Below are 16,347 nucleotides of genomic sequence, written 5' to 3' on the forward strand. Positions count from 1 at the left end.
CCCGTCGTCCGAGAACACTGGCGCGCGGGCTCACCTCGCATCACCGGACGTCACACCCGCGTATTCGTCGTGCCAGTTCCACCACTCATACGGCGCGGATTGCGGGCGGCCTTGCGGAGTGTCCTCCCAGGTCTCCTGACGCCCGAGAGCGGTGATGTCGAGGTAGCTCCAGGTGCCGCCCATCTTCTCGTCGCCTCGGTTGTTGAGAAGGTAGGTGCGGAAGACGCGGTCGCCAGCCTCGTCGCCCTCGCGGATGAGCACGTTGGTGCCATGCCATTCGTCCACGCCGAAGTCGGTGTCGAAATGGTCGGTGACGGTGTACCAGGGGATGTCCCAGCCCATCCGTGCCTTCAGGCGTCCGATGTCTGCCTGCGGAGCGCGCGAGACGAACACCAACGTGGTGTCGCGGGCATTCAGGTGCGCGACATGGGCCACCTGGTCGGCCATCAGCGAGCACCCGGGACAGGCGTGCTCGGGCCACCCGTGCACGCCTGGTTCGAAGAAGGCGCGGTACACGATCAACTGTCGGCGGCCGTGAAACAGGTCAAGCAGGCTCATCGTCCCGTCGGGCCCGTCGAATGCGTAGTCCTCCTCCACGGCGAGCCACGGCATGCGGCGACGCTCCGCGGCCAGTGCGTCTTGAGCGCGCGTGACCTCCTTCTCCTTGACGAGCAGCTCAAGGCGAGCCTTCTCCCACTCCTGCTCCGACACGATCTGGGGTGTGTCCATTGCGCTGCCTTCCGTTCGTCGGCTACACGTATAGACGCCGGCCGACCCCGGAACTCATCGCTGGGCGAGTTGGCGTCCCGCAAGCGCGACGGTGAGGTCTTCCACCACGCGTGGGTCGGCGAGGTCGTCGCCGAACAGTTCGCGGAGTTGACCCATGCGGTAGCGCACGGTCTGCGGGTGCACGAAGAGCGCAGCGGCTACGTCGTCGCGGCGGCCGTGGTGCAGCAGCCACACACGCAACGTCTCCACCAGCTTGTCCCTGACCGCGGGGCGCACCGATTCGAGCGGCGCGAGCACCCTGGCCCGAAGATCGGCCAGCGCATCGGCATCCGCATTGAGGATCAGTTCGGTCAGATGCCGCTCCGTGTCGATCGGATCGTCGTCGTCGCCGAACAAGCCGATCGCCCGCAGCGTCCGGTCGACGGAGAGGCCGGCCTGCGTCCACGGTCGTTCGGGCCCGATCACCGCACCGGCGATGTCGATCGAACGGAGCAGCGCCGTGCGCGCGCGGACACCGACGTCGGCGACCAGCAGCACGCTGACCGAACGTCCCATCGATGGCAGCGCGTCGTCGGGAACCTCGAGGCTGCGTGCGCCGACCGCCGAGATGAGGCGCCGTTCGTCACCCCGCGGCACTGCCACGGCCGTGAGAGTCCGCGGAGGCTGCCATTCGGCACGCTCGGCACTGACCAAGAGGTCTTCGGCACTCGCGGACGCAAGGAGTTGGCGCGCAAGGGTTTCCCTATGCCGTTGCCGCACGAGGCCGGTCTTGGCGAGTTGATCGGCGTGGCCGGCCACGCTGGCGGCAGACAGTCGATCGATGTAGGCGAACACCCGCTCGGCGAACACCGCCAGCTGATCACCCGGCAACTGGTGCGTCACCGCGACCGCGCTCCACTCCCGCCACGCCGTGCGGGCACCGCTTCGGAAGGCCGCCAACAGCACGTCCGTCGAGCGGCCCTGACGCGCCTCGCCCTCCCCCAGCGCATAGGCACCGTCGAGAGCCGGGCGGACGTTCGGTGACGTGTCGGGATCGTCACCCTCGGTGGTGAGCTGAAGGAAGGCGGCCAACGACTGCTGCACTGCCTGCTCGATGGTCGGGCCCATCCGCCCCGCGAACGCGTCGGCGTAGCTGGGCACGTCGTCGACGACCGCCGTCACGGTACGCTCGGCCACCGACGGCAGCACCGACCACATGGCCGCAAGCACCGCGTCGGGCAGAGGTGCCCACACCGTTCGCCCGTCGTTTTCCGTCATGACATCCTCTTTTTGTTCTTGAAGAACAATTTCATGCCTAATTTTCACACGGATAGGTCGAGAAGTAACCCATTTCAACAATCAGACTAGTAGTCATGACTTCCCTCATCGCTGGAACCGCGCGGCGGCCCCTGCGGTCCCTCGCGCAGATGGTGACCCAGCCACTGGTGCCGCGCGACTTCATCGATCTGATCGACCCGCTCAGCAGCTCACGCGACCTTCGCGGTCGGATCGACGCCGTCACCGCCGAAACGACCGACGCGGCGACCATCCGCATCCGGGTCGGGCACGGTTGGCGCGGGCACCGGGCCGGCCAGTACGTCCGCATCGGTGTCGACGTCGACGGCGTCCGCCAGTGGCGGACCTACTCCATCACCTCGCAGGGCACGTCCCAGACCAATGCCAAGGCGAAGGCCAACCGTTTCATCACCATCACCGTCAGGACGGTGCCGGACGGCGTGGTGTCCAACTACCTGGTGCGTCAGGCGACGGCAGGCACCCTGGTTCACCTCGACCAGGCCTGCGGCGACTTCACCATGCCCGCCACGCGCCCCGACAAGGTCTTGTTCGTGACCGCGGGCAGCGGCATCACACCCGTCATGGGCATGTTGCGCAGCCACTCGCGCGAACTCGCCGACGTGGTCGTGGTGCACAGCGCCCCCACCGCCGACGACGTGGTCTTCGGTAGCGAGCTCCGGGCATTCGCCGACGCCGGCTCGGTGCGGCTCCTCGAACACCACACCGCCACCTCGCCCCGGATCACCGCAGCCGATCTGGATGCGCTGGTGCCGGATTGGGCCGACCGCCAGACCTGGGCCTGCGGCCCCGCCGCGCTGCTCGACGACATCGAGGCGCACTGGGCTCGGCACGGCGCGGCCGACCTGCTGCACACCGAGCGGTTCACCGCGCCAGCCGTTGGCGGCGGCGACGGCGGCCCGATCAGCTTCACCAGGACCGGCTCGACCGTCGAAACCAGCTCGGGCACAACACTTCTCGAAGCCGGCGAGAACGGAGGCGTCCTGATGCCGTCGGGTTGCCGGATGGGCGTGTGCTTCGGCTGCGTCCTTCCCCTTCGCAACGGCGCGGTGCGCGACGTGCGCAACGGCGCCGTCACCATCGGCGCACCCGACGCAGGCGTGCTGGTGCAGACCTGCATCTCCACCGTCGCCGGTTCCTGCGAAATCGACATCTGAGCCACCTCAACCACATTCAGCTCGACCCCCATCCTTGGAGGATCCCATGACCGCCATACAGAACAAGCCCACCAGCCCCATCGCGCACTTGACCGATGACGACGTCGAGAACCTCGGGCGCGAGTTGGACGCCATCCGTCAGCAGGTGCTCGACAGCCGCGGCGAGGACGACGCCCGCTACATCCGCAAGATCATCAAGGTTCAGCGCGGCCTCGAGGCGGGAAGCCGCGGCGTACTGCTGTTCTCACTGTTCCCGCCCGCGTGGTGGCTCGGCACTGCCGGTCTGTCCGCGGCCAAGATCCTGGAGAACATGGAGATCGGCCACAACGTCATGCACGGCCAATGGGACTGGATGCGCGATCCCAAGATTCACTCCACCACCTGGGAGTGGGACAACGCGTCGACGGCCGAGCAGTGGAAGCACTCCCACAACGAGGATCACCACACCTACACCAACGTCCTCGGCAAGGACGGCGACCTCGGCTACGGCATCATGCGTGTCGACGAGGACCAGCGCTGGACCCCCTTCCATCTGGGCCAGCCGCTGTGGAACGCGATCAACGCCGTGATGTTCCAGTACGGCATCGCCGCCTACGACTTGAAGCTCGGCAAGAACCTGAAAACCGCTGAGCGCCGCAAGAACCCGGAGTTCCGCGCCCGCGTGAGCTCCACACTGCGCAAGATCGGCAAGCAGAGCCTGCGCGACTACGTCGTGCATCCCCTGCTGTCGGGGCCAAGTGCCGTCACGACGTTCACCGCCAACCTCACCGCCAACGTGGTGCGCAACGTATGGACGCACTCGGTGATCATGTGCGGGCACTTCCCTGAAGGCGTGCAGACGTTCACCAAGGACAGCATCGATGGCGAGACCCGCGGTGAGTGGTACCTGAGGCAGATGCTCGGATCGGCCAACATCAGCGGTAGCCGCCTGATGCACCTGATGAGCGGCAACCTGTCCTACCAGATCGAGCATCACCTGTTCCCCGACCTGCCGAGCAACCGGTACGGCGAGATCGCTCCCAAGGTCAAGGACGTCTTCGACCGTTACGGGCTCACCTACACGACCGGCCCACTGGTGAAGCAGGTCGCATCCGCATGGCGCAAGGTGATCCGGCTGTCGCTGCCCAACGACTTCTCGATCACCGCGCTCCAGCGTGGACTTCTCGGTGGCCGCGAGCAGGATTCTCGACGAGAGGTCGACGTTCGCGCGGCCTGATCCTCCGTAGTCTGGACACGTGAGCATCACCCTTGGAGACACCTTCTCCCGCGAATTGCCGGAGATGGCCATCCGCTGGCAGGCCGAGGCCACACCCGACCCGCGTCTGCTGGTGCTCAACGAGGCGCTGGCCGCAGATCTCGGCCTCGACGTCGCCTGGCTGCGCAGCCCCGAGGGGGTTGGCCTGTTGGTCGGCGCCGTGGTTCCCGACGGTGCCACTCCCGTCGCGCAGGGCTACGCCGGGCATCAGTTCGGCGGCTTCGTCCCGCGTCTTGGCGACGGGCGCGCCCTGCTGCTCGGCGAGCTCGAAGCGGGCGGACGCCGTCGTGACCTTCACCTCAAGGGCTCGGGACGCACACCGTTCGCGCAGGGTGGCGACGGGTTGGCCGCCGTTGGTCCGATGCTGCGCGAGTACGTCATCAGCGAGGCGATGCACGCACTGGCCATCCCCACCACCCGATCGCTCGCCGTGGTGGCGACGGGACGCCCGGTGTATCGGGAGACGACGCTGCCAGGTGCCGTGCTCGCCAGGGTCGCGGCCAGCCATCTGCGCGTCGGCAGCTTCCAGTACGCCGCCAGTACCGACCCAAACTTGTTGCGGCGCCTCGCCGATTACGCGATCGCCCTCCACTACCCGGACGCTACCGACTACCTTGCGTTGTTCGAGGCGGTCGTCGCCGCCCAGGCGCCGCTGGTGGCCAAGTGGATGCTCGTCGGGTTCGTGCACGGCGTCATGAACACCGACAACATGACGATCTCCGGCGAGACCATCGACTACGGCCCGTGTGCGTTCATGGAGGCCTACGACCCGGTCACCGTCTTCAGCTCGATCGACCACGCGGGCCGCTACGCCTACGGCAACCAGCCCGCGGTGGCCGAGTGGAACCTGGCCCGGTTCGCCGAGACCCTGCTACCGCTGCTTGCCGACGACCCCGATGAGGCGATAGCGCTCGCGACGGAGTCCCTCGGCGGTTTCCACCGTCAGTACGCGGCCGCCTGGTCGGCGGGCATCCGCGCGAAGGTCGGGCTGGCCAACGGCGGCGGCGACGTAACGCCGCTGGTCGGCGAGCTTCTGGCGCAGCTCGAACAGAGCCGCGTCGACTACACCTCGTTCTTCCGACACCTCGCCACGGCCGCCCGCGGTGACGCCGAACCCGCGCGCGGCCTGTTCGTCGACCTCGCCGGATTCGACGAGTGGCTGACGCGCTGGCGGGCACTGAGCCCGGACGCCGACGCGATGGATCGGGTGAACCCCGTCTACATTCCACGCAACCACCTGGTCGAGGAGGCCCTCACCGCGGCAACCGACGGCGACCTGGCACCGTTCGAACGCCTGGTGGCTGCGGTGGCCGCGCCGTACGACGAACGTCCCGGCCTCGAGCGCTACGCCGACGCGGCGCCACGCGACTTCGGCGACTACCGCACCTTCTGCGGGACCTGAGGCCCGCTCAGTGGCGCGAAATCGGTTGCAGACCCGGCGGTTGCGGCGGGGGCGGCAGTAGCGACCCCCTGGCACGGAGCGCGACCGTTGTCGGGCTCTGCGTGCTGAGGGTGACGTCCCGGCCTCCGTGGCGGATGGTAAACGTACCGTCGGGCCCGTCGCGCAGGGCGTAGCTCACCTGATCGTGGCCGACGTCCACGACGAGCCGGAATCCGCGCCAGCGCAGCCGGAAGCGCAGGCGTGAAATGCCGTCGGGCAGTTGCGGATCCAAGTACAGGCAGCCTTCGTCGTCACGCAAGCCGCCGAATCCGGCGACCAGCGCCGTCCACGCTCCTGCCAATGAGGCCATGTGCAGGCCGTCGCGGGTGTTGTGGTGCAGGTCGCGCAGATCGATCACTGCGGTTTCATAGGCGTAGTCATGTGCCAGTTCCAAGTGCCCGACTTCAGCGCACAGCACGGCCTGCGTGCACGCCGACAGCGACGAGTCCCGCGTGGTGCGCCGCTCGTAGTAGTCGACGTTGCGTGCCTTCTGTTCCCGCGTGAATGCGTGGCCCTGCCAGTGCATCGCCAGGACCAGGTCGGCCTGCTTGATCACCTGCGCGGGGTACAGCCTCACGTAGGCTTCGTGCAACAGCAGCGGATACTCGGTGTTCTCGGTGAAGTCCCACTCGCGCAGCGTGGTGAACCCCTCGCACTGCTCGTGCACCCCCAGCTCGACGTCGTACGGAATGTGTACTGCCGCAGCGGCATCCCGCCAGGCGGCCATCTCCTCGGTGGTGACACCCAAGTCCTGCGCCGCGACGGGATGACGCTCGCACGCCTGAGCGGCGATGCCCAGATTGTTCGCGGCCATCAGGTTGGTGAACACGTTGTCGCGGACCACCGCGGTGTACTCGTCTGGGCCGGTCACCCCGTCCAGATGCCACCGGCCGTGCCGGTCGTGGTGGCCGAGCGAGAGCCACAGCCGGGCCGTCTCGACCAACACCGCCAGACCGCATTCGCGTTCCAGCGTGTCGTCGCCGGTAACCACCCGGTAGCGCTCGACCGCCATCGCGATGTCGGCGTTGACGTGCCAGGCCGCGGTGCCTGCCGGCCAGTACGCCGAGCATTCCTCCCCCGCGATGGTGCGCCACGGGAACGCAGCACCCGCCAGGTCGAGCTCGGCGGCCCGCTCACGGGCGAGGTCCAGCGTCGACGCCCGCCACCGCAGCGCGTCCGCGGCCGCATCCGGTGCGGTGTAGGTCAGCAGAGGCAGGACGTATCCCTCGGTGTCCCAGAATGCGTGCCCGTCGTAGCCGGTGCCGGTCAGGCCCTTGCCAGCGATCGCCCGGCGCTCGGCCCGGGCGCTGGCCTGCAGCACGTGGAAGAGCCCGAATCGCACCGCCTGCTGGATGTCGGGGTCGCCCTCTACCTCGACGTCGGCGCTGTCCCAGAAGTCGGCGAGGTACGCGCGCTGACCGTCGACCAAACCCTGCCAGCCCGTGTAGCGGGCGCCCTCGATACCGCCGGCCACCTGATCGCGCAACGCAGGCCGCGACCGCAGGCTCGACCAGCCATAGGCGAGGTACTTCACGATGCGCAACTGCTGACCGGGCCTCAAACCGCAGATCACCGTCGTGCGGGCCCAGTCCTCGCCCGCATCGGTATTCACCTCGACGCGCCCGGGCACCTCCACCAGGTGGTCCATCGCCGCGGCGAGCGTCAGCCCGCTCCCTCTGGTGCGATGGATCAGAAGGGCGCCCCGATCAGCGGACTCGTAGGCCACCGATTCCAGCGGGTTGTTCAACATGGCCGCGACCCGGGGGTCGGCCGATGGTTGCGGTTGATCTTCGTTCGCGACGAGCTCGGATTGCACTGTCACACGGGTGAATTCGTCGACGGCTTCGACCACGTATTCGATCGCCACGATGCTGCGTTGCGTCAGCGACACCAGCCTGGTGGAACGTACCAGCACCAGCTTGCCCGCCGGCGAGCGCCATCGGGCCACCCTCGTCAGGGTGCCGGCACGCAGGTCGAGCACCCGCTCGTGCTCGATGAGGTCTCCGTAGCGCACGTCGAACGGTTCGTCATCGACCAGCAGGCGCATGATCTTGCCGTTGGTGACGTCGATGAGTGATTGGCCGTCCTCCGGGTAGCCGTAGCCCGCCTCGGCGTACGGCAGCGGCCGCGTCTCGTAGAACGAGTTGAGATACGTGCCGGGCAGCCCGTACGGCTCGCCCTCGTCGAGGTTGCCCCGCAGGCCGATGTGCCCATTGGACAGCGCGAACACCGACTCGGACTGCGCAAGCAGATCGAGGTTGAGCGTGGTCTCGCGCACGTGCCACGGCTCGACCGGGTAGGCGTCGTCGCTGATCATGACGCGGGAAGCAGGTCGGCGAGGTCGTTGACCACGACGTCGGCACCGTTGCGGCGCAACGCTTCTGCGTGCCCCACGCGGTCCACCCCGATCACCACGCCGAAATGGCCCGCGTGGCCGGCCTGCACCCCGGCGATCGCATCCTCGAACACCGCCGCGGCACCGGGCGGCACGCCGAGCAGCTCGGCGCCCCGCAGGTACGAGTCGGGTGCTGGCTTGCCAGGGATGTGCTCATTCCGCATGGTGATCGCGTCGACGCGCTGCCCGACGAACCGGTCGAGGCCGGTGATCTCCAGTACCTGGCGGGTGTTGGCGCTCGAGGACACCACCGCAACCGCGAGCCCGGCGGCGTGCACGGCCTCCAGGTACCTCCGAGAACCCTCGAAGACCTCGACCCCCTCGCCGTGCAGAACCTCCAAAAACAGTACGTTCTTGCGGTTTCCAAGCCCGTTCACGGTTTCGGCGCCGGGATCGTCGTCCGAGTCTCCCTCTGGCAGCGTGATGCCACGACTCTCGAGGAACGACCGCACGCCGTCCTCGCGCTTCTTGCCGTCGACGTAGGTCGCATAGTCACCGTCGACGTCGAACGGCCGGAATTGGTCACCGTCACGTTCCGCGCGAGCCCGCAGGAAGTCGTCGAACATCGACTTCCATGCCTTGCGATGCACGCTGGCGGTGTCGGTCAGAACTCCGTCGAGGTCGAACAGACACGCATGAACGTCATCGGGCAGACCCAGCAACGCCGACCCCGCTTCCCCGATGGCCGTGCCCTGGCGGAGTGAGTCGCCTTCGAATGTTGACGAGGTCGTCTCGCAGAACGATGTCCGGCCATGGCGGTCGGCGTAGCACTGCCAGAGTGGCTATCACCGCCGACGCCAGCCCGGTGATCACGCCGATTAGCGCGATCCGGTTCCCATCGACGGCTGCCGTCCACGAGACCGCGTCGCCGCGAATGACGAACACGCCGACCGGCGTCGCGGAGCCACCGCGGACCCTAGCGACGGGGATGACCGTGGTTCCGTCGACCTCTATGGGCTGACCGTAAACGCCCATGCCGGCGAGATCGGCGGGTAGGCGATCGAAGATGTCTGGACGGTTCATGACCGCACCATAGCGACTCGAGCTGAGCAGGGGCACCCTTCTCATCCCCCCGTTGCTCCGCTCGCCCCTAGAAGTTCGTCTTGCCGGTGCCGAGGCCTGGATGGACGCCGGGGATGAGGCCCGCGCCGACGGCGATCCGCTGCAGAAGCTGGCGCAGGGTGTCTCGTTCTGCGGCCGACAGTGGCTCGGTGACGATGTCTTCGAGTGCGCTGGTCGCCTCGTCGAGGCTTGGCAGGAGGGTGTGGGCCCGGTCGGTGAGCGTGATCGCGAAGGCGCGGCGATCGTCGGGATGCGCCATGCGTTTGACCAGGCCGTTTGCTTCGAGCGTGTCGATGACGGCCACCATCGCATTGCGGTGGATGCCGAGCCGGGCCGACAGCTGACGCTGGGACTGGCCGTTCTCGGTCGCCAACGCCATCAGTACCGCGTAGGACCGCGGGTCGACGCCGATGGCGCCCATGTCGCGCTGAAACACGCCGGCGACGTGAAAGCCCAGCTGAGACAACAGAAACGGGATGCGTTCGTCGAGCGAGGCGATGCCGAGCGACCGATCTTCCATGCGCAGACACTAGCACTTTTGATGATTGTCACTTAATGTGATGATCACAAGAAGTGATTATTCTAGGAGGAATCGTGAAGATCGCACTGTTCGGCGCCAACGGTCAGACCGGCCGGCTGGCGACAGCATTGGCCCTCAATGCAGGCCACGAGGTTCTTGCGGTGACGCGCCGCCCGCAGGAGTTCCCGCTGAGTGGGCCGGGTTTGATGGTGGTCGAGGCCGACGTGCGCGACGCGACCGCCGTCCGGCCCGTCGTGGCAGGGGTAGACGCCGTGGTGTCGACGCTCGGCGTCACGTTCACCAGGGAGCAGGTCGACACGTACTCGGCGGGAACGGCCAACATCGTCGCCGCTATGCAGGCCGCCAAGACGCGTCGGCTGATCGTGGTCAGCTCGACCGCGGCGTACCCTACGCGTCGCAGCGGCTCCTCGCTCACGCTGCGACTGGTGGAGCCGATCATCACCAGGACCATCGGCAAGACCGTGTACGACGACGTCCGGCGCATGGAGGACGTCGTCCGTGGCAGCGGCCTGGACTGGACGATCGTTCGCCCCTCTGGCCTGTTCGACCTGCCAGCACCCACCGACTACGTCCGCGGCGTCGTCGATCCCGTCGGTGCGTTCACCGCGCGCATCGACCTGGCCGACTACCTGCTGTCGCTGGCCGCCGACTCGGCTGCCGCGCGCCAGACCGTCATCATCTCGACCACCGAGGGCACGCCAAGCCTGTGGCAGATGATCCGGCGGGAAGCGGCCGCGTCGTGAAGCCGACAGCCTTCATCGCCGTGCTGTTCAGCGGTCTGTTCGCTGGATTCCTGACCACCGTCCTTGTCGTCGAGGCCACCCTGCGGGGTTACGGGTCCGCGGTGTACACCCAGGTCCGCCTCATCGAACTCGCGCACCTCGACGACCTGGCCACCGCGCTGCTGCTGCCTGCCATCCTCACCTCAGTTATGTTGGCCGTGGCCGTGTTTCGTCGTCACGGCAGCAGCCGCTGGCTGCCGCTTACCGCCGTTGTCCTATTGCTGGCGACCCTGGTGATCAGTGTGTCGATCAGCGTGCCGATCAACACCGCCCAGGCGACCTGGTCCGTCGTGGCGCCGCCCGCCGACTGGTCGGCCGTGCGTGACCGTTGGCAACTGGCCCACGTCGCACGCACCACCACCTCCGTACTGGCGTTCGTGCTGCTGACCGTGGCGGCGATGACGCCCACCCGACCCAAGAGAGTAGAAAGTTAATCATGACCACACCAGGGGATTTCACGTTCGACGACGCCTACCGGGGCGAGGCACCCGGTCTTGGGGACAGCCCCAAACCGCCATGGAGCATCGGTGAACCGCAGCCCGAGCTCGCCGTGCTGATCGAGCAGGGCAGGTTCCACGGCGACGTGCTCGACGTCGGATGCGGTGAGGCGGCCATCTCGCTGGACCTCGCGGCGCGCGGTCACAACACCGTCGGGCTCGACTTGTCACCAACCGCCATCGACTTGGCGAGGGCAGAAGCCGCACGGCGCGGGCTGACCAACGCCACCTTCGACGTCGCGGACATCAGCGACTTCACTGGATACGACGGCAGATTCGGCACCATCGTCGACAGCACGCTCTTTCACTCCATCCCCGTCGAGGTCCGCGAGGGCTACCTGCGTTCGACCGTGCGCGCTGCCGCTCCAGGGGCGTCGTACTTCGTGCTGGTCTTCGACAGGGCGAGCATGCCTGACGGCCCGGCCAACGCGGTGACCGACGACGAGCTGCGCGAGATCGTGTCGAAGTACTGGACGGTCGACGAGATCAGGCCCGCCCGGTTGCACGGCCTTCTGTCGAAGGGCTTCTCGGCGTTGCCGTTCGGCGACGTTCGGGAGGAGCCGCACGGCCGCCAATCGGTGCCCGGCTGGCTGTTGAGTGCACACCTGCCCTAGACGCGGCGAGCTCTCTCCTCAGGACTTGCCGACGAGTGCCTGCGCTATTCGCGCCTGAGTTTCCGACTGGTCGCTGTCAACGCCGATCATCCGCAGCACGACCTGATCCGCACCGGCGGCGTGGTACTCCGCGACGCGGGATGCGATGTCCTCCAGACCTCCCCAGGCGGTGACACCGTCGAGCAATCGGTCGCTGACGGAGTCGATGTCGACCTCTGTGAATCCCTGGCGCACCAAGTTGAGGCGGTAGCCCCCCACCGAACACAGAAAGCGCAGCGGCTCTGCGACCGCTTGTCGGACGGACTCGCGGTCGACGTACGGGGCGACCATCAAAAGCACTGCCAGGACGCGGTTTGCGCCGAGAATGGTCCGCGCATCGGCCACGTACGACGGAGTCACCAGGAATGGATAGGCGCCGCCCGCACGGTCGCGCGCCAGCGCGAGCATGTTTGGGCCGAGTGCAGCCAGTATCCGCGAATGGGCCGCGATCCCCGTGGAGTCGAGGTCGTCGAGGTAGCCGTTGAGCGTGGCGAGTGGACGTCTTCCGTGTGCTCCCCCGAGTCCGAGCAACAGCCGGCCTGGATGCTCGCCCTCCAGGGCATGGCTGAGGGCCGAAACGGCGGCTACCGCCACCGTGTCCACCGAAAGGATTCCGCTGGCCACCTGAATCGTATTGCTGGAGCGCACCGCTCGCTCGAGCGACGGCAGAATATCGTTGGGCCCTCCGGGTATCCACAATGTCGAGTAGCCGAGGAGTTCAGCCCGGCCGACCTCATCGGCCGCGGCATCCGGGTTCTGAGCGGTGAGCCCGCTGACCGCCAGGCCGACGGATCCGGGAGTGATCACCGGACGAAGTCGTCGATGTCGCGGGCCTCACCATCGGGCATCGCAGGGTCGATGTGCCAGCTGAGTACCCGCCGCGGATACACGCGCAGCACGTCGTGGCTGAACCAGCTGGGGTTGACCGGAGGGTCGTCCACGACGATGGCCTCGGCGTGACCTCGGACTTCGACGCCGCGGCCCATTCCCGGCTTCAGCGCACCGGGTTCGTTCGGTGTCATGTCGTCAACGACGAGCCCGATGTCCGGACGCACCAAGACGTTGCGGAATCGCTGTGTCGCCCGGTGATTCGGTCCTCCGATGTCGATGGTCCCATCCGGATTGAGTCGAAACCCAAGCGGTCGGACGTGGGGCACGCCGCCAGGACCGATGGTGGCGAACCGGCACAACTGTTGGCGCTCCAGATACCTGCGCTCGACGACCGTGAAGATCATGCCGCACACCGTAAGACCTCAACGGTGATTGAGGTCAAGTCGAATCCGGTTGCGGCCTCGGAGTTCGCACACACAGGCCCAAGACTCCCGATGCGCTGCGCCTCGCCGATCAGATGCGCGACGACGTCCATATGCTGAACCCAATGTATGTGCCCGGCTTGTGCACTGCGCCAGAGGTGGGTGGATCATCGTCTGGCTCAATCGGTGCCATTCGATGACTGCGCCGATGACGTCGCGCATGCCGCGATCGAAAGGCTTCGGCCGATGTCGTTGAGATGCCGGGGAGTCACTTCCCGCTCCTGTCGAGGCCGGCCCAACTTGCAGATGTGTTGGGCGACCTAGCGAACGACCCTTAGTGGTCGGTTACCTCGGCGTCATCCTGGCCGTCGCCGCTCTTGCCCGTAGGCGGGTCTCACTCCCCAGGACCTGGGCCGAGGCCCGGTCGCCGCGGCGGTTGACGTAGCCCATCGCTACGAAGACGACCGCGACGCCGGCCATCAGCGATACGACCTGAAACATCTCAGCCATCAGTGCACCTTCCGATCGATGGTCGTTCCTCGTACATGCTCGTTTCGCCCGAGCCGGTCGTACGCCTGCCACCAGAGCGCCTCGTGCTGGGCCGGGGTGATGTCTCCCTCGTCGCGCAGGGTGTCTGCGGCGCACAGGATGATCGCCACTGCCTTCAGCTCGGTGTACGCCGCAGCAGCGACCAGATCCGGGTACCCGGAGATCAGCACCACCGACATCGTGAGCACCCGGGTCCGCACGGGCCCCAGCATCGCGAAAAGCGTTGCCCCGCTGCCCAGGTGCAAAGCGGTGGCGGTCACGACGGCCATCGACGCGTTCGGGGTGCCGACGAACGGGATCACGGTCACCAGCCACAACGTCGCGCCCCAGACCGGCCACCGGTGCCACAGCCTGAGCAGTCGTCGCTCGAAGTCACTGATCCCTGGAGGAAACACCACGAGCCGGTAGCGTCGGAATCCCTGCCTGCTCACACCGGTGTCGATCGAACCCCACGGCCGCTGCCCGTCGATGACGCGCACCCGCCCGCCGACGCTCTCGTCAACGCGCGTGATCGGACGGTCCTGTTCCTCGGCCACGCCACTGTTTCTACGGCCGCACGGGGGGCCGAAAGGGCTCTCCTAACGCTTTCCATACGCGTTGGGGCAAGATCCTTGCGGGGGGTCGTCGACCGCCCCGTGGCGCCCTGAGCGAATCGAGGAGCTGACGTGCACCCGACACCCAAGACTGCTGAGCCACACGCCCCAGCAGGCGCGGCAAGCCCGGTCCGACTCGCCATCGTCGTCGCCGCACTCGGCGTCGTATTCGGCGACATCGGGACCAGCCCGATCTACACGATCCAAACGGTGTTCAACCCTGCCGACCCGCACCCCGTGCCGATCAGCACCGACAACGTCTATGGCGTGGTGTCGACGATCTTCTGGTCGGTGATGATAATCGTCACCCTGACCTACATCACCCTGGTGATGCGCGCCGACAACGACGGCGAGGGCGGCATCATGGCGCTCATCACGATGCTGCGCCGGTGGAGCGTGGCGGACGGGCGTCGTCGTACCGCCTTGATGCTGGCCGCGCTCGGGCTGTTCGGTGCCGCATTGTTCTTCGGCGACAGCATGATCACCCCCGCGATCTCGGTGCTGTCCGCGGTCGAGGGCCTCAAGGTCGTCGAGCCGGACCTGGAACAGTGGATCGTCCCGATCACCGCGGTCATCATCGTGGCGCTCTTCGCTGTACAGCGCCACGGGACCGCCATCGTGGGGCGCTTCTTCGGACCGGTGATGATCCTCTGGTTCGCCGCCATCGGTGCCTGTGGCGTCATGGGCATCGTCGGTCATCCGGAGATCCTCAAGGCGCTCTCGCCGCTGTACGCGATCGAATTCATGACCGGGCACTTCCACATCGCCTTCTTCGCGCTGGCGGCGATCGTGCTTTCGGTCACCGGCGCTGAGGCGCTGTACGCCGACATGGGCCACTTCAGCCGGAAACCCATCGTCCTTGGCTGGCTCTTCCTCGTCCTTCCCGCATGCGTTCTGAGTTACTTCGGCCAGGGAGCACTGATCCTCGGCGACGAGACCACGGTGAGCGCGCCGTTCTTCCTGCTCACCCCGGAGTGGGCGCGATTGCCGATGGTGCTGCTCGCCACCGCCGCCACGGTGATCGCATCGCAGGCCGTGATCACCGGGGCCTACTCGGTGGCGTCGCAGGCCGCTCAACTCGGCTACCTGCCGAGACTGCGCGTCGTGCACACGTCGGCGTCTGCGTACGGCCAGGTCTACGTGCCGTCCATCAACGGCATTCTGATGGTCGGGGTCCTGGTCCTGGTGTTCGCGTTCCAAAGCTCCGCCGCTCTGGCGTACGCGTTCGGCATGGCGGTGACCGGCACCATCACCATCACCACGACGCTGTTCCTCTACATCGCCCACACGCGGTGGCGGACCCCGCTGTGGATCGTGCTCGTCGGCGGCGGCGCGCTGATACTGGTCGACCTGATGTTCCTCGCGGCGAACCTGACCAAACTCGTCCATGGGGCGTGGCTACCGCTCCTGATCGCGATCGTGGCCTTCACGGTGATGCGGACCTGGGAGAGGGGACGCATCCTCGTCACCAAGGAACGCGAGGAAGCCGAGGGATCGCTACGCGACTTCGTCGACGAGATCGCCTGCGGTGAGCCGCCGTTGGTGCGCGTCCCTGGCACGGCGGTCTTCCTCAACCGCGGCAAGGAGACCGCGCCGCTGGCGATGCGCGCGAACGTCGAGCACAACCACGTACGCCACGAACAGTGCGTCATCATGGCCATCGAAACGCTGCCCGTGCCGCGTGTCCCCGACTCCGAACGGGTCACGGTCGACCCGCTGGGCTATGAGAAGGACGGGATCATCCACGTCACCGCGAACTTCGGCTACATGGAGACGCCAAACGTCGCAGGCGCGCTTCGCCTTCTCGACCCGGAACAGACCGAAGGACCGATTGCCATCGACGGCGCCTCCTACTTCCTGTCGAAGCTGGAACTGTCGAGGGGCAACGCCAAGACGATGCCGACGTGGCGCAAGCGGCTGTTCATCGCCACCGCCAAGTTCAGTGCCGACGCCAGCCACTACTTCGGCCTGGAACAGGACAGGACCGTGATCATGGGCGAACGGGTCGAGATCTAACTCGGGGCGAGCGGAGCGACGGGGGGGAAGGGTCGGGGCGAGCGGAGCGACGGGGGGGAAGGGTCGGGGCGAGCGGAGCGACGGGGGAAGGACCGCCCCCGGCACCTGCGCAACCGATCTGGACCGATTGG

The 16,347-nt window shown here is 67.1% G+C and carries 16 protein-coding genes and 1 pseudogene; 7 read left to right on the plus strand and 10 right to left on the minus strand.

Annotation, left to right across the window (positions count from 1 at the left end; genetic code table 11):
• Positions 1 to 30 precede the first annotated feature (30 nt).
• Complete coding sequence (locus tag HNP02_RS13600; RefSeq protein WP_184439190.1) at positions 31 to 729, minus strand: DUF899 domain-containing protein; 699 nt, start codon at positions 727 to 729, stop codon at positions 31 to 33.
• Positions 730 to 783: 54 nt separating this feature from the next.
• Positions 784 to 1,986, minus strand: a complete 1,203-nt coding sequence (locus HNP02_RS13605) for a CdaR family transcriptional regulator (RefSeq protein ID WP_184439192.1) — start codon at positions 1,984 to 1,986, stop codon at positions 784 to 786.
• Positions 1,987 to 2,081: 95 nt separating this feature from the next.
• On the opposite strand from HNP02_RS13605, the gene HNP02_RS13610 reads away from it, so the two are divergent.
• The 3 genes from HNP02_RS13610 (at position 2,082) to HNP02_RS13620 (ending at position 5,836) form a co-directional block, all read left to right on the plus strand.
• Positions 2,082 to 3,179 carry a ferredoxin reductase gene (locus tag HNP02_RS13610; RefSeq protein ID WP_184439194.1) on the plus strand — a complete coding sequence of 366 codons (1,098 nt, stop codon included), beginning with the start codon at positions 2,082 to 2,084 and terminating at the stop codon, positions 3,177 to 3,179.
• A 46-nt stretch (positions 3,180 to 3,225) separates the two neighbouring features.
• On the plus strand, positions 3,226 to 4,395 hold the full coding sequence (locus HNP02_RS13615) for an acyl-CoA desaturase (RefSeq protein WP_184439196.1): 1,170 nt from the start codon (positions 3,226 to 3,228) through the stop codon (positions 4,393 to 4,395).
• Positions 4,396 to 4,459: 64 nt separating this feature from the next.
• Positions 4,460 to 5,836: a YdiU family protein gene (locus HNP02_RS13620; RefSeq protein ID WP_184439839.1), complete on the plus strand. Its 1,377-nt coding sequence runs from the start codon at positions 4,460 to 4,462 to the stop codon at positions 5,834 to 5,836.
• Positions 5,837 to 5,843: 7 nt separating this feature from the next.
• Here HNP02_RS13620 and HNP02_RS13625 read toward each other — a convergent pair whose 3' ends face one another.
• The 4 genes and pseudogenes from HNP02_RS13625 to HNP02_RS13640 form a co-directional block, all read right to left on the minus strand.
• Positions 5,844 to 8,192 carry a glycoside hydrolase family 65 protein gene (locus tag HNP02_RS13625; RefSeq protein WP_184439198.1) on the minus strand — a complete coding sequence of 783 codons (2,349 nt, stop codon included), beginning with the start codon at positions 8,190 to 8,192 and terminating at the stop codon, positions 5,844 to 5,846.
• Positions 8,189 to 8,932: a beta-phosphoglucomutase family hydrolase gene (locus HNP02_RS13630; RefSeq protein ID WP_184439200.1), complete on the minus strand. Its 744-nt coding sequence runs from the start codon at positions 8,930 to 8,932 to the stop codon at positions 8,189 to 8,191. Before HNP02_RS13630 ends, HNP02_RS13625 begins: the two co-directional genes overlap by 4 nt.
• Positions 8,933 to 8,999: 67 nt before the next feature.
• Positions 9,000 to 9,293: pseudogene (locus HNP02_RS13635) on the minus strand (hypothetical protein); the annotation flags it as partial.
• Between the two features lie 67 nt (positions 9,294 to 9,360).
• Entirely contained in the window at positions 9,361 to 9,852 is a 492-nt protein-coding gene (locus HNP02_RS13640; protein WP_184439201.1) for a MarR family winged helix-turn-helix transcriptional regulator, read from the minus strand.
• A gap of 74 nt (positions 9,853 to 9,926) precedes the next feature.
• Between HNP02_RS13640 and HNP02_RS13645 the strand changes: the two genes are divergently transcribed.
• From HNP02_RS13645 to HNP02_RS13655, 3 genes are read left to right on the plus strand one after another with little or no spacing between them, the layout of a single operon-like run.
• Positions 9,927 to 10,616, plus strand: a complete 690-nt coding sequence (locus HNP02_RS13645) for an NAD(P)-dependent oxidoreductase (RefSeq protein ID WP_184439203.1) — start codon at positions 9,927 to 9,929, stop codon at positions 10,614 to 10,616.
• A complete protein-coding gene (locus tag HNP02_RS43700) occupies positions 10,613 to 11,089 on the plus strand; it encodes a DUF1772 domain-containing protein (RefSeq protein WP_184439205.1) in 477 nt (158 codons plus the stop codon). The genes HNP02_RS13645 and HNP02_RS43700 overlap by 4 nt, the downstream gene beginning before the upstream one ends.
• Positions 11,090 to 11,091: 2 nt before the next feature.
• Positions 11,092 to 11,766, plus strand: coding sequence for a class I SAM-dependent methyltransferase (locus tag HNP02_RS13655; protein ID WP_184439207.1), 675 nt, complete (start codon positions 11,092 to 11,094; stop codon positions 11,764 to 11,766).
• A gap of 18 nt (positions 11,767 to 11,784) precedes the next feature.
• Here HNP02_RS13655 and HNP02_RS13660 read toward each other — a convergent pair whose 3' ends face one another.
• The 4 genes from HNP02_RS13660 to HNP02_RS13675 form a co-directional block, all read right to left on the minus strand.
• Positions 11,785 to 12,612, minus strand: a complete 828-nt coding sequence (locus tag HNP02_RS13660) for a TIGR03620 family F420-dependent LLM class oxidoreductase (protein ID WP_184439209.1) — start codon at positions 12,610 to 12,612, stop codon at positions 11,785 to 11,787.
• Positions 12,609 to 13,040, minus strand: coding sequence for a PPOX class F420-dependent oxidoreductase (locus tag HNP02_RS13665; protein WP_184439211.1), 432 nt, complete (start codon positions 13,038 to 13,040; stop codon positions 12,609 to 12,611). The genes HNP02_RS13660 and HNP02_RS13665 overlap by 4 nt, the downstream gene beginning before the upstream one ends.
• Before the next feature lie 363 nt (positions 13,041 to 13,403).
• Positions 13,404 to 13,568: a hypothetical protein gene (locus tag HNP02_RS13670; protein WP_184439213.1), complete on the minus strand. Its 165-nt coding sequence runs from the start codon at positions 13,566 to 13,568 to the stop codon at positions 13,404 to 13,406.
• Entirely contained in the window at positions 13,568 to 14,143 is a 576-nt protein-coding gene (locus tag HNP02_RS13675; RefSeq protein WP_184439215.1) for a DUF6611 family protein, read from the minus strand. The genes HNP02_RS13670 and HNP02_RS13675 overlap by 1 nt, the downstream gene beginning before the upstream one ends.
• A 129-nt stretch (positions 14,144 to 14,272) precedes the next feature.
• Between HNP02_RS13675 and HNP02_RS13680 the strand changes: the two genes are divergently transcribed.
• On the plus strand, positions 14,273 to 16,216 hold the full coding sequence (locus HNP02_RS13680; RefSeq protein ID WP_184439217.1) for a potassium transporter Kup: 1,944 nt from the start codon (positions 14,273 to 14,275) through the stop codon (positions 16,214 to 16,216).
• Positions 16,217 to 16,347 lie beyond the last annotated feature (131 nt).

The organism is Mycobacterium sp. AZCC_0083 (genome assembly GCF_014202335.1).
Classification (GTDB): domain Bacteria; phylum Actinomycetota; class Actinomycetes; order Mycobacteriales; family Mycobacteriaceae; genus Mycobacterium.

What these genes read in the sequence shown, in the direction of transcription:
- HNP02_RS13600 (WP_184439190.1), bottom strand. Translation starts at nt 729, where the DNA reads ATGGACACACCCCAGATCGTGTCGGAGCAGGAGTGGGAGAAGGCTCGC.
- HNP02_RS13605 (WP_184439192.1), bottom strand. Translation starts at nt 1,986, where the DNA reads ATGACGGAAAACGACGGGCGAACGGTGTGGGCACCTCTGCCCGACGCG.
- HNP02_RS13610 (WP_184439194.1), top strand. Translation starts at nt 2,082, where the DNA reads ATGACTTCCCTCATCGCTGGAACCGCGCGGCGGCCCCTGCGGTCCCTC.
- HNP02_RS13615 (WP_184439196.1), top strand. Translation starts at nt 3,226, where the DNA reads ATGACCGCCATACAGAACAAGCCCACCAGCCCCATCGCGCACTTGACC.
- HNP02_RS13620 (WP_184439839.1), top strand. Translation starts at nt 4,460, where the DNA reads ATGGCCATCCGCTGGCAGGCCGAGGCCACACCCGACCCGCGTCTGCTG.
- HNP02_RS13625 (WP_184439198.1), bottom strand. Translation starts at nt 8,192, where the DNA reads ATGATCAGCGACGACGCCTACCCGGTCGAGCCGTGGCACGTGCGCGAG.
- HNP02_RS13640 (WP_184439201.1), bottom strand. Translation starts at nt 9,852, where the DNA reads ATGGAAGATCGGTCGCTCGGCATCGCCTCGCTCGACGAACGCATCCCG.
- HNP02_RS13655 (WP_184439207.1), top strand. Translation starts at nt 11,092, where the DNA reads ATGACCACACCAGGGGATTTCACGTTCGACGACGCCTACCGGGGCGAG.
- HNP02_RS13665 (WP_184439211.1), bottom strand. Translation starts at nt 13,040, where the DNA reads ATGATCTTCACGGTCGTCGAGCGCAGGTATCTGGAGCGCCAACAGTTG.
- HNP02_RS13670 (WP_184439213.1), bottom strand. Translation starts at nt 13,568, where the DNA reads ATGGCTGAGATGTTTCAGGTCGTATCGCTGATGGCCGGCGTCGCGGTC.